This window comes from Limosilactobacillus reuteri (assembly GCF_013694365.1).
GTDB classification, from domain to species: Bacteria; Bacillota; Bacilli; order Lactobacillales; family Lactobacillaceae; genus Limosilactobacillus; species Limosilactobacillus reuteri_E.
Map to the genome: position 1 here is coordinate 1,042,442 of NZ_CP059275.1, position 14,208 is coordinate 1,056,649.

Consider the following 14,208-nt stretch of genomic DNA (forward strand, 5'->3'; position numbering starts at 1 on the left):
ATGAATAAAAAGCAACTATTATGGGGGCTTTTGTTTGCAGTTGGCCTTTTCATGGCGGCAAGTTATACCATTGATAATCGTGGCTTTCATTCTGGAATATACGGTATCATTGGCTGTGCTTTGATCTTAATCGCGTATGCGGGAATGAATTGGGAAAAACTGCAATCAAAAGATCAACATACGAGAAAAATTTTAGTGCTTTTGAGCAGTATTTTAGGGATTATCATTGTCCTTGATATTGCTGAAATGATTTTAGGATAAATGTGGCGCTATTTGAAACGTGTTTTAATCGGGAAACCGTTAAAAACCCTTGATGAAGGGCAAACACACTTAACTAAATTTAAAGCATTAGCCATGCTTTCTTCTGACGCAATATCGTCAGTAGCATATGGACCAGAGCAAATTACAACTGTTCTGGTAACTTTATCCGCAGCAGCAATCTGGTATTCAATCCCGATTGCGGCAGTTGTGTTGGTCCTTTTGTTAGCTATCACGTTATCATACCAACAAATCATTCATGCCTATCCTAGTGGTGGTGGTGCTTATGTCGTTGCCACACGGAATTGGGGGAGTAATGGGGGATTATTTGCTGGAGGATCATTACTAGTTGACTATATGTTAACGGTGGCTGTTTCAACGACATCTGGAGTTGAAGCGATTACTTCGGCAGTTCCTGCTTTATATAAATTTTCAATTCCAATCGGGATCGTTATTGTCCTTTTAATCATGTTTATGAATTTACGGGGAATGAGTGAAAGTGCAAACTTCCTCACAATTCCGGTATATTTCTTTGTTATTATGATGATTGTGATGGTAGTGTGGGGTGGCTATAATATTGCCACTGGTCATATTCATTACCGGGCAATTGTTGATTATGGAACACCGGTATCGGGAATGTCATTTGTTTTGCTTATTCGGGCATTCTCAGCTGGTTCGTCATCCTTAACTGGGGTGGAAGCCGTAAGTAATGCTGTTCCTAACTTTAATAAGCCTAAAGAAAAGAATGCATCAACTACCCTGGCAATTATGAGTGCTATTTTAGCGTTCTTCTTTATTGCCATTATCTTCTTTAGTTTTTATCTGGGGGTAGTTCCTAATTCACGGACAACAATCCTCTCCCAAATGGCCGCACAAATCTTTGGTGGGCATGGGCTAGGCTTTTACCTCTTGCAACTTTCAACTGCAATGATTTTAGCGGTCGCTGCTAATACTGGTTTCTCAGCCTTTCCAATTCTTGCCTTTAATATGGCCAAAGATAAATATATGCCGCACGCGTTCATGGATCGTGGGGATCGGTTAGGTTACTCTAACGGGATTATTTCCTTGGCGATTGGAGCAATTATTTTGATCTTGATCTTCCATGGTCAGACTAATATGTTAATTCCGCTTTATGCAGTAGGGGTATTTGTTCCATTTACTTTATCGCAATCTGGGATGATTATTCACTGGTTTAGAGAACGGGAAGGTTTCTGGTTAGGGAAAGCCTTTATTAACCTAGTAGGAGCCTTGATTTCATTTGTTCTTGTCATTTGTTTGTTCTGGCAACACTTTGCAAATGTTTGGCCATACTTAATTATCATGCCGCTGCTTTTATGGATGTTCCATTCGATTCACCGGCACTATGTAAAAGTAGCCGCTCAGTTGCGGGTTACTGAAAAGACGAAAGTTCAATTACATGATTACGATGGTGCAACGGTGATTGTTTTAGTTGGTAATGTAACCCGGGTAACTCGTGGTGCAATTAATTACGCTCGGTCGATTGGTGATTATGTTATTGCCATGCATGTTTCGTTTGATGAAAATCCAGGCAAAGAGCATAAAACAGCAAATGAATTTAAAGCTGAATATCCAGATGTCCGTTTTGTTGATATTCACTCTTCGTACCGTTCAATCGCAAAACCAACGTTACGTTTTGTTGATGTGATTGCAAAACGAGCAGAAGCAAGAAATTATTCGACGACTGTTCTTGTTCCGCAATTTATTCCTAAACATCCATGGCAATTGGCCTTACATAATCAGACCAGTGTTCGTTTACGGGCGTTATTGAATTCCCGAGAGAATATTATTGTTGCTAGTTATAACTATCATCTTCAAGAATAGATGGAAAAAATGAAATTCCAGAAGATAACGCTATTTTCTGGTGTAATGCTTGCCTTAAATTCCTTAATTGGTTCTGGGTGGTTGTTTGGTGCCGGAACTGCTGCAAAGGTTGCCGGACCAGCTGCTATTTTGTCATGGATCTTAGGAGCAATAATCATTATTAGCATTGCCCTTACTTATGTTGAATTAGGGGCAATGTTTCCAGAAAGCGGGGGAATGAGTCGTTATGCTCAGTATAGCCACGGTCCGTTTTTAGGCTTTATTGCTGCATGGGCAAATTGGATTTCATTAATCACTTTAGTCCCAATGGAAGCAGTGGCCTCGGTTCAATATATGAGCTCGTGGCCGTGGGCATGGGCAAATTGGACTCACCACTTTATGAAAAACGGTAATATTACGACTCCTGGATTATTAGTTGTATTTGGCTTTATGCTGGTTTTTACTTTGATCAATTTCTGGTCGGTAAAATTGATGACTCGCTTTACTAACTTAATATCAATTTTTAAGATTTTATTACCGACACTAACAATTGTGATGCTTATTGCGGCGGGTTTTCATCCTAGTAATTTTGGTCATAGCGTAACTACTTTTATACCATATGGTAGCCGGTCAATCTTTGAAGCAGCTGCTATTTCTGGAATTATTATGTCTTATGATGCCTTTCAAACGGTAATCAACATGGGAGGAGAAATGATTAATCCTCATAAAAATATCGTGCGAGGCGTATTGATTTCAATGATTATTACCGCTGTGATCTATGTCATGTTACAAGTTGCCTTTATTGGAGCGATTGATCCGAATTTATTAGCGCAAAAAGGATGGCATGGGATTAACTATACGTCTCCATTTGCTGATATTGCGATCCTGCTGGGGATGAATTGGCTTGCAATTTTGCTATATATGGATGCTTTTGTTTCACCATTTGGGACAGGGGTTGCGTTCGTGGCGACTGCCTCACGAGCATTGGCAGCAATGACTCATACTGGACATTTGCCTCAATGGTTGGGACGGCTAGAACGGCGCTACATGATTCCGCGGCTTGCAATGGTTGTGGATCTAATTTTAGCGGTGGTAATGGTTAGTCTCTTCAGAAATTGGAGTTTGTTAGCCACTGTAATTACCGGTTCAACCTTAATTGCTTATCTTACCGGGCCAGTTACTGTAATGTCGCTTCGCAAAATGGATGCTAATTTAAAGCGGCCGTTTCATCCGCATTTTATGTCCTGGTTGGCGCCATTTGCATTTGTCTTGACGAGCCTTTCAATTTATTGGACAATGTGGCCGACGACTGTTCAGGTAATTGGGGTTATCTTATTAGGCTTACCAATTTATCTTTATTATGAAGTTAAGTATCGTCACGCATCAGGGCTACGTGACTTACGCAATAGTTATTGGATGTTGGTTTATCTTGTTTTTATCTCAATAGTTTCTTACATTGGGAGTGAAGGATTTGGCGGCAAGGACTGGTTGAAGTACCCATGGGATTTTGTTGTTATTATCATCTGCTCGCTAGGATTTTACCGGTGGGCTGTGGCTAGCCGGATGAAAAAAGTCGATCCTGCGGCAGAAAAGGTTAATGCCAAGGTAAAGATGCCAGGAAAAGATCAATAGATGAAAAAATTGAAAGAGAATCTATCGACTAGTCGGTTTTCATTTGCCCACCCAGAAGAATTAGCTATGAAGTTAGGAATAACAAGTGGGGCTGTTTCACCCTTTAACTTGTTTAATGATAAACAACATCAGGTTACCTTTATTATTGATGCTGATATCTTTAAGAACGAGGAGTTAATAGGGTGTCACCCAAACATTAATACGGCCACAGTGATTTTGAGAACAAAAGATTTGCTTCAAATAATAAAGTTGAATGGTAATTCAGTTAAGGCGGTTCAACTATAAATGACGAAAAATGCGACCGGTATCTATGAATATTTAGATGACGAAAAAATAAACTATCAAATTATTATGCATCCCCCAGTCTATACAGCGGAACAAGCAGACAAGTATGTTCAAGAATATCAATTTAAGAATATCAATTTGCCCGTACGAAAAACCTTTTTCTAAATGGCAAAAGAAATTAAGTTTTCTGAAGACGCACGGAGCGCAATGCTCAGTGGTGTTGATAAATTAGCAGATACTGTTAAGACAACAATGGGTCCAAAGGGACGGAATGTTGTTTTGGAACAAAGCTATGGTACACCTACTATTACTAATGATGGTGTTACAATCGCTAAGAGCATTGAATTAGAAGACCACTTTGAAAATATGGGTGCAAAGCTTGTTTCCGAAGTTGCTTCAAAGACTAACGATATCGCTGGTGACGGTACTACTACTGCTACTGTTTTAACGCAAGCAATTGTAAATGCCGGAATGAAGAACGTTACATCAGGTGCAAACCCGGTTGGTATTCGTCGTGGTATTGACAAGGCTACTGAGACTGCTGTTGAAGCATTAAAGAAGATGTCTCATGATGTAAAGACTAAGGATGATATCGAACAAATCGCTTCTATTTCAGCTGCTAATCCCGAAGTTGGTAAGTTAATTGCTGATGCGATGGAAAAGGTTGGTAATGATGGTGTTATTACCATTGAAGACTCTCGTGGGGTTGATACCAGCGTTGACGTTGTTGAAGGAATGAGCTTTGATCGTGGTTACATGTCACAATACATGGTAACTGATAACGACAAGATGGAAGCAGACCTTGACAATCCATACATTTTGATCACTGATAAGAAGATCAGTAACATTCAAGATATTTTGCCATTGCTTCAATCAGTTGTTCAAGAAGGCCGTGCTCTCTTGATTATTGCTGATGACATTACTGGTGAAGCATTGCCAACACTTGTTTTGAACAAGATCCGTGGTACCTTTAATGTTGTTTCTGTTAAGGCTCCAGGCTTCGGTGACCGTCGTAAGGCCCAACTTCAAGATATTGCCGTATTAACAGGTGGTACTGTTATTTCTGATGACCTTGGTATGAGTCTTAAGGACGCTACTGTTGATCAATTAGGTCAAGCAAACAAGGTTACAGTTACTAAGGATGCTACCACAATTGTTGACGGTGCCGGTTCAAAGGAAGCTATCCAAGAACGGGTAGACCAAATTAAGCAAGAAATTGCTAAGTCTACTTCTGACTTTGACAAGGAAAAGCTCCAAGAACGTCTTGCAAAGCTTTCTGGTGGTGTTGCAGTTGTTAAGGTTGGTGCCGCAACTGAAACCGAACTAAAGGAAAAGAAGTACCGGATTGAAGATGCCTTAAATGCTACTCGTGCTGCCGTTCAAGAAGGATTTGTTCCTGGTGGTGGTACTGCTTTGATCAACGTTATTCCTGCTCTTGACAAGATTAACGCTGAAGGTGACGAATTAACTGGTATTAATATCGTTAAGGCTGCTCTTGAAGCTCCAGTTCGTCAAATCGCAGAAAACGCCGGTGTTGAAGGTTCAGTTATTGTTAATGAATTAAAGAACGAAAAAGAAGGTATTGGTTACAACGCTGCAGATGGCAAGTTTGAAGATATGATCAAGGCTGGTATTGTTGATCCAACAATGGTTACCCGGTCTGCTCTTCAAAACGCTGCTTCCGTATCAGCATTGCTTCTTACTACTGAAGCAGTTGTTGCTGATAAGCCAGATCCAAATGCAAATAACCAAGCTCCTGCTGCTCCACAAGGCGGCATGGGCGGTATGATGTAAGTGTTAAAACCATTAGGAGATCGCGTTGTTCTAAAAGCTGAAACTGAAGAAGAAAAGACAGTTGGTGGAATTGTCCTTGCTTCCAATGTAAAGGAAAAGCCAACTACTGGAAAGGTTATTGCCGTTGGAGAAGGTCGTACTTTAGAAAACGGACAAAAGCTTGCTCCAGCTGTTAAGGAAGGCGACCGCGTATTATTTGACAAGTACGCAGGTAACGAAGTTGAATATGATGGTGAAAAGTACTTAGTTGTTCACGCTAAGGACTTAGTAGCAATCGTTGAATAGATGGCTAATAAAAAGATTCCACGCGCGACTGCGAAACGGTTGCCAATATATTTCCGTTATTTAAATGTATTGAAAGACGCAAATAAGCAACGGGTATCATCAACTGAACTTTCGGAGGCTGTGCAAGTTGATTCGGCAACGATTCGTCGTGACTTTTCATATTTTGGTGAATTAGGTAAGCGGGGATACGGTTATGACGTTGAAAGTCTATTAAAGTTTTTTAAAGGAATCTTACACCAAGACTCATTAGTTAGTGTTGCCTTAGTTGGGGTTGGTAGTTTGGGAAGTGCCTTGTTAAACTTTAATTTCCACCAAGATACCAATTTACGGATCAGTGCGGCATTTGATACTAAGCCAGAATATGCCAATACAGTCAAAAGCGGTATTCCAATTTACACATCCGAGGATATGGTAAAGCAGTTAAAAGAGCAACAGATTGATGTTGTTATTCTAACCGTTCCAGGAATCAAGGCCCAACATGTTGCGGACCAATTAGTTGAAGCTGGTGTGAAGGGAATTCTTAACTTTACTCCTGTTCGTTTATCTGTGCCAAAAAATGTTCAAGTTCAAAACATTGACTTAACAAACGAACTTCAAACGTTGATCTACTTTATTAAAAATTACACTGAAGACTCAGTTGAATAAATGTTACTTTTACAGACAAATGACGTTGTGTGTCGATTTGGCGCGGACGTTTTATTTCACAATATGAACATGCAAATCCAAGAGCATGGCCGTACTGCGCTTGTTGGGCGTAATGGTGCTGGTAAAACGACCTTGTTAAAAATGATCGCTGGAATCACCGAACCAGATGAAGGAACAATTACGAAGGTTAAAGATTTGACAATTGGTTACTTGGCCCAGGATCAAGGACTCGATAGTCAAAATAGCATTTGGACTGAACTAGATACTGTCTTTGCTCCTCTCCACAAAATGGAAACGCAAATCCACGATCTTGAACAACAGCTCGCTGACCTTGATAGTTCCGATAGCAATTATCAACAAATTCTTTCAACATACGATAATTTACAAACTGCCTTTAAGAAACAGGGTGGTTTCGAATACGAATCACGTATGCGGGGAATTCTACATGGATTTGGTTTTGGCGAAGATAGTTATGATACGCCAATTAATTCCCTTTCAGGAGGGCAAAAAACTAAACTCGCCTTAGCAAAGATCCTTCTGCAAGCACCGGGGCTTTTGATTCTAGATGAACCGACTAACCACCTCGACATGAACGTTCTTTCATGGTTAGAAGATTATCTTAAAAGTTATCAAGGTGCATTGCTTATCGTCTCTCACGACCGTTACTTCTTAGATCGTGTTGTCAACGATGTTTATGATCTCGATAATAAAACACTCACCCACTATACTGGTAACTACACGCAATTTGTTAAACACAAGCAAGAACGATTAGAAGCAGAGTGGAAACACTATGACCAACAACAAAAAAAGATTGCTAAGTTAGAAGACTTTGTTAACCGAAATATTGTTCGTGCCTCAACAACTAAACGTGCTCAGGCGCGGCGAAAGCAATTAGAAAAAATGGAGCGGCTTGAGCGTCCAGAAACTGATGATAAATCAATCCATTTTCAATTCCATTCTGAAAAAGATAGCGGAAATGAAGTTCTTGATGTGGAGCAGGCAAAAGTTGGCTACGATGAACAGATCCTTGCTGGGCCGCTTTCATTTAATGTCCGCAAGCCGCAGCGTGTTGGGATTATCGGACCAAATGGAATCGGAAAATCAACTTTACTTAAATCTATTCTCCATAAAATTCCGTTAATTAGTGGAACAATCAAACTCGGTGCTAACCTCGATATCGGTTACTATGACCAGGAACAGCAACAATTACATCCAAATAAAACAGTTTTAGAAGAAGTATGGGATGACCATCCAGAAGTACCTGAAAAAGATATTCGCTCATTATTAGGTAGTTTCTTATTCGTTGGTGATGATGTTTATAAAGTTGTTCATGACCTATCTGGTGGTGAAAAAGCACGATTGGAGTTAACTAAGCTCTCATTTAAACCGATTAATTTTCTTATCCTTGATGAACCGACTAACCACTTAGATATCGATAGTCGAGAAGTGCTTGAAAACGCAATTAACGAATTTAGCGGAACCGTTCTCTTTATTTCTCACGACCGTTACTTTATTAATCAGGTTGCAACCGATATCTTAGCAATGGAACACGACGGAATTAAACATTACGAAGGCAATTATGATGACTACCTAATTGCTAAGGAAAAAGAAAGTTCATCTGAAGCTGCTTCACATAATTCCACCACCATTACTAAAGCACCAGCTGGTAAACAATCTTATCAGCAAAGCAAAGAACAGCAGCGCGCTCGCCGAAAAATTCAGCGACAAGTCGATGAGCTAGAACAACAGATGGCGGAATTAGAAGAAAAACAAACCGCAATCCAAGAACAAATGAGTCAACCAGAGATCGCTACGGATATTGGAAAATTAACCGATCTTCAAAAAGAACTTGATGAATTATCAGCTAAATCTGAAGAATTTGAACTTGCATGGACAGAAGCAGCAGAAAAACTGGAAGAATTTGATCAAGAAAACTAAATGGCTTTGAAATATACGGTTTTAGGTGCAGGGGCAATGGGACTACGATTTGGGGTATTGCTTCAAGAATTAGCAGGTGCGAAGGTTGATTTTGTTGATAACTGGGCTTCCCAAGTTGAAACTATTAAACAACAGGGTGGGGTTTACGTTTCTCGAGACCATGAGAATCGACATCTTGTACCAATTAATATTTACTCACCAGAAGAATATGATGGTGATCCAGATGTGTTTATCGTTTTTGCCAAACAGATGACGCTTAGTGATTTGTTACAACGCAGTGCTCATTTCTTCCGTCCTGACCATCAATATGTCTTTTCCGGGATGAATGGCATGGGACATATTGAAAAAATTAACCAATATTTTCCTAAAGAACATGTCGTGGCCGGAACTTGTTTAATTGGCACGGTCCTTAATAAGGCGGGGGATGTGGATTTTATTGGTAAACCTGGTGCTGGTTCGATCAACTTAGCTCCCCAAGTCGGCGAACCAGATGAGCGGGTAAAACAAATTGTTGAGGACTTTACCACGGCGAATATTAATCCCCACCTTAATGATAATTTTTATGGTACCCTCCTAACAAAAGTAGTTTTTAATTCTGTTATTAACACGATCTGCACGCTTTTTGAGATTCAAATGGGGCAATTTATCGATTACGATGGTGCAGAAAAGCTTGGCAAACAGTTAATTAATGAAGCATTCGATGTTGCCGAACGGGCTGGTATTCAGCTCTTAAGCACTCGTGAGGAGGAGTGGCAAACGATTAAATATGTTAGTGAAGTTACCAGCCCGCTTCATTATCCATCAATGTACCAAGATATGAGTAAAAATCGACCAACAGAAGTAGATTACATTAATGGATATATTTATGATTTAGGTAAGAAGTATAACTATGAGGCATCTACTCACGACTTCTTGCGTAATTTAGTTCACCTTGCAGAAAATACTCGTAAATTCCGACAAAACTAAATGAATTTTGCACAATCAAAATTATTAGACACTTTACCGAAACAATTTTTTGCCAATTTAGTTGCCAAGGTTAATAAAAAAATAAGTGAAGGGGTCGATGTTATTAATCTTGGTCAAGGGAATCCCGATAAGCCAACGCCAGATTATATTGTTAAGAGCACGCAAAAATGGGTAGCGGATCCGCAAACTCATAAGTATTCACTATTTCGGGGATTGCCAGCATTTAAAGAAGCAGCGGCAAACTTTTATTCTGAAAAATATGGAGCTGACTTTGACCCAGAAAAAGAAGTTGCAATTTTGGGTGGTTCCAAGATTGGGCTTGTAGAATTGCCATGGGCATTGATGAATCCCGGCGACACTTTTCTGCTTCCTGATCCTGGCTATCCAGATTACTTATCAGGAGCAGCATTAGGAGAAGTTAATTTTGAAACAGTACCATTATTAGCAGAAAATAATTTCTTGCCAGACTTAGAGGCAATTCCTGAAGAGGTGGCGCAACGTGCTAAATTCTTCTATCTTAACTATCCTAATAATCCAACGGGTGCTGTAGCTACTCCCGAGTTTTATCGAAAATTAGTTGCGTGGGCCAAAAAGTACCATGTGGGCATTATTAGTGACTTTGCCTATGGCGCAATTGGCTTTGACGGTCAAGCTCCAGTTAGCTTTATGGAAACACCAGGCGCTAAAGATGTGGGAATTGAATTTTATACCTTTTCTAAGACATTCAACATGGCAGGGTGGCGAATCGCATTTGCGGTTGGTAATGCAGATATTATTGAAGCCTTAAACTTAATTCAAGATCACCTATTCGTTAGTCTTTTTCCTGCCTTACAGGAAGCTGCTATTGATGCTTTAACGCTGCCACAACGTGATGATGCAATTGCCGAAATTGTAGGTTGTTATGAAGAAAGACGGAATGCTTTTATTAATGCGGCCGAAAAAATTGGCTGGCATGCATTTATTCCCCAGGGTACTTTCTATGCTTGGATGCCGGTTCCAAAGGATTATACCAGTGAAAGCTTTGCAGATTTGTTATTGGACAAAGCTGGCGTGGCAGTAGCACCAGGCAATGGCTTTGGCAAGCACGGTGAAGGTTATGTGCGGATTGGCCTTTTGATTGAGCCAGCACGACTGACGGAGGCCGTTGAGCGGATTGCTAAATTGAATTTATTTAGTTAAATGAAACGCAAAATTGCATTAGCTCAACTTGATATTCAATTAGGAAATCCTGCCGAAAATTATCAAAAAGCTAAACAAGCAATTGAAGAAGCTGCTAGTCACCATGCAGATATCGTTGTCTTGCCGGAGATGTGGAATACTGGCTATGCCTTAGATCAATTAGCAGACTTGGCAGATGAAAACGGTCAAAAGACACAAAAATTTCTTAGTGAGTTAGCGTTAGAAAATCAAATTAACATTGTCGGTGGTTCAGTAGCGGTGAGATGTGGACAATCTTTTTTCAATACAACCTATGTTTATGATCAAAAGGGAAATCTAATTAGCAGTTACGAGAAGGTGCATTTATTTGGACTAATGAATGAAGACCGATATCTAAAAGCCGGGCAAAAAGAAAATCACTTTGAATTAGCTGGGGTTCCGAGTGCAAGTTTTATTTGTTATGATTTGCGATTCCCCGAATGGATTAGAACAGTCGCTCGTTATGGAACTGATATCTTATATTTTTCGGCAGAATGGCCAAGCAAACGGATTAAACAATGGAAAATAATGCTTCAGTCACGGGCAATTGAAAATCAAGCCTTTGTAGTCGCGGTCAATCGTGTTGGGACGGATTTAGAGAATAGCTTTAATGGTCATTCGTTAGTAATAGATCCGCTTGGGCAGATTATCCATGATGCAGGAGAAGTTGAACAAGTAAGTTATGCAGAAATTGACTTAGCGCAGTTAGCACAGGTTCGGGGGCCGATTCCGGTGTTTAAGGATCGCCGACCAAGTCTTTATCATTGAATGACTCATAAAATACAAAAAGTAGTTGTTAAGATTGGTACGAGTAGCCTTGTTCTTCCTAATGGAAAAATTAATTTACGAACAATCGACCAACTTTCATTTGTCCTTGCGACATTAAACAATCAAGGATACCAACTTATTCTTGTTTCCTCGGGAGCAATTGGCGTTGGTCTTGCAAGTTTGGGATTAACAGATCGTCCCGCCGAAATAGCACAACAGCAAGCCTTAGCATCTATCGGTCAGGCTGCTTTAATGCGAATCTATTCGCAACGATTTTTAGACTATCAAACGCACGTCGCCCAACTTCTCCTTACCCGTGATGTGCTCACTTATCCCGTCAGTCGCCAGCATACGCTTAATACAATTAATGCTTTACTTCAGCAAAATGTGATTCCAATCGTTAACGAAAATGACCCCGTGTCAGTTGATGAGCTTGATCATTACACTACTTTCAGTGACAATGATGAACTCTCTTCCCAGGTAGCTATTGCCATTGACGCTGACGAGTTAATCATTCTTTCGGATATCGATGCCCTTTATGACAAAGATCCGCATAAATTTCCTGACGCACAAATCATTAAAGAAGTTCCATTCCTAACGACGGAAATAGAGAACGTCGCAAGCGGTAGCAGCACTAGGTTTGGAACAGGAGGAATGGTAACTAAATTACGGGCAGCTGCCACAATGATGCAAGCAGGTAAACAAATGATTTTATGCAATGGTCGTGACCCTAAAATTCTTTTTGATATTTTTGATGGTCATACTATTGGTACTCATTTTGGAAAATAGATGAACCAAGATTTAATTACAATTGGAAAAAGAGCCCAAATCGCTGCAAACAAACTAGCTTTAATGAACACTGCCACCAAAAATAAGGCATTGCTTCAATTGGCAGATGATTTAATCAAAAATAAAAACCAAATTATCGCTGCCAACCAACAAGACTTGGTCGCCGCTACCCAGATGCCAACTAAATTTACAGATCGTTTAATGGTCAATTCCCAACGTATCGCAGACATGGCTAATGGTCTCCGAACAATCGCCGACTTGAACGATCCCACTTCCCAAATCGATAAGGGATGGATTACCAAAGATGGGTTGCAAATCCTTCAACGGCGCGTACCATTAGGGGTAATTGGCATTATCTTTGAAGCACGACCAAACGTAGCTGTAGACGCGACCGGCCTCACATTCAAGAGTGGCAATGCAGTTATTCTACGGGGCGGAAAAGAAGCTATCCAGACTAATACTGCCTTAGTAAAAATTCTTCGTGAATCATTACAAAGTCAACATTTACCGGTCGATGCGGTTCAGCTTATTACCGACACTAGTCATGCGATTGCTGATGAAATGATGAATCTCACTGACTACATTGATGTCTTGATTCCACGAGGCGGCCAGGCCCTTATTCAGCGGGTTGTAACAACAGCTACGGTTCCAGTTATCGAAACTGGTGCGGGTAATTGCCACATTTATATTGATAAGGATGCTGACCTAACAATGGCGACCAATATTACTGTAAATGCAAAAGTACAACGGCCTTCTGTATGCAATGCCGCTGAAAAATTACTTATCCACCGCGATATTGCCGCTGAATTTCTTCCTGTTATTGCCAAAGCTTTAATGGAACATGGCGTCCAATTACGCGGTGATGAAATGGCGTGCCAATTAGTATCAACTATCCGTCCCGTTACTGAGGAAGATTGGGAGACAGAATATAATGATTTAATTATGGCCGTAAAAATTGTTGATTCCCTTGATGATGCAATTAACCATATTAATCACCATAGTACTCACCATTCAGAATCAATTATTACAAACAACATTACCCGGGGACGCTACTTCCAACAAGCCATTAATTCTGCCTGTGTTTATGTTAATGCCTCTACGCGGTTTACTGATGGGGGAGAATTTGGCTTTGGCGCTGAAATTGGTATCAGTACCCAAAAACTCCACGCCCGGGGACCAATGGGATTACAACAATTAACAACAATCAAATATGAAATTACCGGTAATGGGCAAGTTCGGAAATAAATGAAAATTACAATTATTGGTGTCGGAAATATGGGAAGCGCAATTATGAAGGGATTAAGTCGTACGCAAAATTTTACCCTCAGTGCGATGAACCCTGTTAATTCACGTGTTACAAGCCTTGCTAAGAAGCTCGGGTTTAAACTCGTTAATACAAACAGTGAAGTAGTTAACCTTACACCCGATATCGTAATTTTGACTACCCCGGCCCCTATTACAACCGTAGTCGCTAAAGAATTAGCCGTCCTTAACGATCACACTATTTTTATCTCTGCCGCTGCTGGAATTACTCACGAAGACTTAGCCAAAGTGCTTCCGAATAAAGAAATTGTTAATATTATTCCCAACACACCAGTTGAAGTTAATGCCGGCACAATTGGTCTTGCCTTGCCAACCGGAATTTCTGCTGAAGCAATTTCAAAAGTAATGACTGTTTTAGATAGTCTTGGTGATGTCATCAAAGTTCCAGAACGACAACTAGATATAATTGGTGTTATCGGCGGCTGTGGCCCTGCATTTGTTGATGTGATGATGGACGCAATGAGCGATGCCGCCGTCAAGCATGGCCTCGATCGTCAAACTGCATAT

General features: G+C 40.3%; 15 protein-coding genes (1 of these 15 running past the window's edge). All 15 read left to right on the top strand.

Going from position 1 to position 14,208, the window contains the following annotated elements:
- Tightly spaced (each overlapping or abutting the next), the 15 genes in view from HHK02_RS06110 to proC form a layout consistent with a single transcriptional unit that may run on beyond the window.
- The gene (locus HHK02_RS06110; RefSeq protein ID WP_003670480.1) at positions 1-261 is read left to right on the top strand and encodes a hypothetical protein; all 261 of its coding nucleotides are present in this window, start codon (positions 1-3) and stop codon (positions 259-261) included.
- Entirely contained in the window at positions 262-2,100 is a 1,839-nt protein-coding gene (locus HHK02_RS06115; RefSeq protein ID WP_003670481.1) for an APC family permease, read from the top strand.
- A complete protein-coding gene (locus HHK02_RS06120; protein ID WP_085681012.1) occupies positions 2,101-3,711 on the top strand; it encodes an APC family permease in 1,611 nt (536 codons plus the stop codon).
- A complete protein-coding gene (locus HHK02_RS06125) occupies positions 3,712-3,996 on the top strand; it encodes a YbaK/EbsC family protein (protein ID WP_231124811.1) in 285 nt (94 codons plus the stop codon).
- Complete coding sequence (locus HHK02_RS06130) at positions 3,997-4,161, top strand: YbaK/EbsC family protein (protein WP_181462918.1); 165 nt, start codon at positions 3,997-3,999, stop codon at positions 4,159-4,161.
- Positions 4,162-5,790 carry a chaperonin GroEL gene (gene groL, locus HHK02_RS06135; RefSeq protein ID WP_153710054.1) on the top strand — a complete coding sequence of 543 codons (1,629 nt, stop codon included), beginning with the start codon at positions 4,162-4,164 and terminating at the stop codon, positions 5,788-5,790.
- Positions 5,791-6,075 carry a co-chaperone GroES gene (gene groES, locus HHK02_RS06140; RefSeq protein ID WP_163705040.1) on the top strand — a complete coding sequence of 95 codons (285 nt, stop codon included), beginning with the start codon at positions 5,791-5,793 and terminating at the stop codon, positions 6,073-6,075.
- A complete protein-coding gene (locus HHK02_RS06145; RefSeq protein WP_181462151.1) occupies positions 6,076-6,720 on the top strand; it encodes a redox-sensing transcriptional repressor Rex in 645 nt (214 codons plus the stop codon).
- Positions 6,721-8,658, top strand: a complete 1,938-nt coding sequence (locus HHK02_RS06150) for an ABC-F family ATP-binding cassette domain-containing protein (RefSeq protein ID WP_181462152.1) — start codon at positions 6,721-6,723, stop codon at positions 8,656-8,658.
- Positions 8,659-9,624 (top strand): ketopantoate reductase family protein, encoded by a 966-nt coding sequence (locus tag HHK02_RS06155; RefSeq protein ID WP_003670493.1) that lies wholly within the window; start codon positions 8,659-8,661, stop codon positions 9,622-9,624.
- Positions 9,625-10,803, top strand: a complete 1,179-nt coding sequence (locus HHK02_RS06160) for a pyridoxal phosphate-dependent aminotransferase (RefSeq protein WP_181462153.1) — start codon at positions 9,625-9,627, stop codon at positions 10,801-10,803. It begins immediately after the preceding gene.
- Entirely contained in the window at positions 10,804-11,589 is a 786-nt protein-coding gene (locus HHK02_RS06165; RefSeq protein ID WP_181462154.1) for a carbon-nitrogen family hydrolase, read from the top strand.
- Positions 11,590-12,378 (top strand): glutamate 5-kinase, encoded by a 789-nt coding sequence (gene proB, locus HHK02_RS06170; RefSeq protein ID WP_181462155.1) that lies wholly within the window; start codon positions 11,590-11,592, stop codon positions 12,376-12,378.
- Entirely contained in the window at positions 12,379-13,623 is a 1,245-nt protein-coding gene (locus tag HHK02_RS06175) for a glutamate-5-semialdehyde dehydrogenase (protein WP_181462156.1), read from the top strand.
- Positions 13,624-14,208, top strand: partial view of a pyrroline-5-carboxylate reductase gene (gene proC, locus HHK02_RS06180; RefSeq protein WP_102816710.1) — the 5' portion only. Its footprint extends 189 nt past the window's final position; the window shows 585 of its 774 coding nt (coding positions 1-585); it begins with the start codon at positions 13,624-13,626; the stop codon falls past the right edge of the window. It begins immediately after the preceding gene.

What these genes read in the sequence shown, in the direction of transcription:
- HHK02_RS06110 (WP_003670480.1), top strand. Translation starts at nt 1, where the DNA reads ATGAATAAAAAGCAACTATTATGGGGGCTTTTGTTTGCAGTTGGCCTT.
- HHK02_RS06115 (WP_003670481.1), top strand. Translation starts at nt 262, where the DNA reads ATGTGGCGCTATTTGAAACGTGTTTTAATCGGGAAACCGTTAAAAACC.
- HHK02_RS06120 (WP_085681012.1), top strand. Translation starts at nt 2,101, where the DNA reads ATGGAAAAAATGAAATTCCAGAAGATAACGCTATTTTCTGGTGTAATG.
- HHK02_RS06125 (WP_231124811.1), top strand. Translation starts at nt 3,712, where the DNA reads ATGAAAAAATTGAAAGAGAATCTATCGACTAGTCGGTTTTCATTTGCC.
- HHK02_RS06130 (WP_181462918.1), top strand. Translation starts at nt 3,997, where the DNA reads ATGACGAAAAATGCGACCGGTATCTATGAATATTTAGATGACGAAAAA.
- groL (WP_153710054.1), top strand. Translation starts at nt 4,162, where the DNA reads ATGGCAAAAGAAATTAAGTTTTCTGAAGACGCACGGAGCGCAATGCTC.
- HHK02_RS06145 (WP_181462151.1), top strand. Translation starts at nt 6,076, where the DNA reads ATGGCTAATAAAAAGATTCCACGCGCGACTGCGAAACGGTTGCCAATA.
- HHK02_RS06150 (WP_181462152.1), top strand. Translation starts at nt 6,721, where the DNA reads ATGTTACTTTTACAGACAAATGACGTTGTGTGTCGATTTGGCGCGGAC.
- HHK02_RS06155 (WP_003670493.1), top strand. Translation starts at nt 8,659, where the DNA reads ATGGCTTTGAAATATACGGTTTTAGGTGCAGGGGCAATGGGACTACGA.
- HHK02_RS06160 (WP_181462153.1), top strand. Translation starts at nt 9,625, where the DNA reads ATGAATTTTGCACAATCAAAATTATTAGACACTTTACCGAAACAATTT.
- HHK02_RS06165 (WP_181462154.1), top strand. Translation starts at nt 10,804, where the DNA reads ATGAAACGCAAAATTGCATTAGCTCAACTTGATATTCAATTAGGAAAT.
- proB (WP_181462155.1), top strand. Translation starts at nt 11,590, where the DNA reads ATGACTCATAAAATACAAAAAGTAGTTGTTAAGATTGGTACGAGTAGC.
- HHK02_RS06175 (WP_181462156.1), top strand. Translation starts at nt 12,379, where the DNA reads ATGAACCAAGATTTAATTACAATTGGAAAAAGAGCCCAAATCGCTGCA.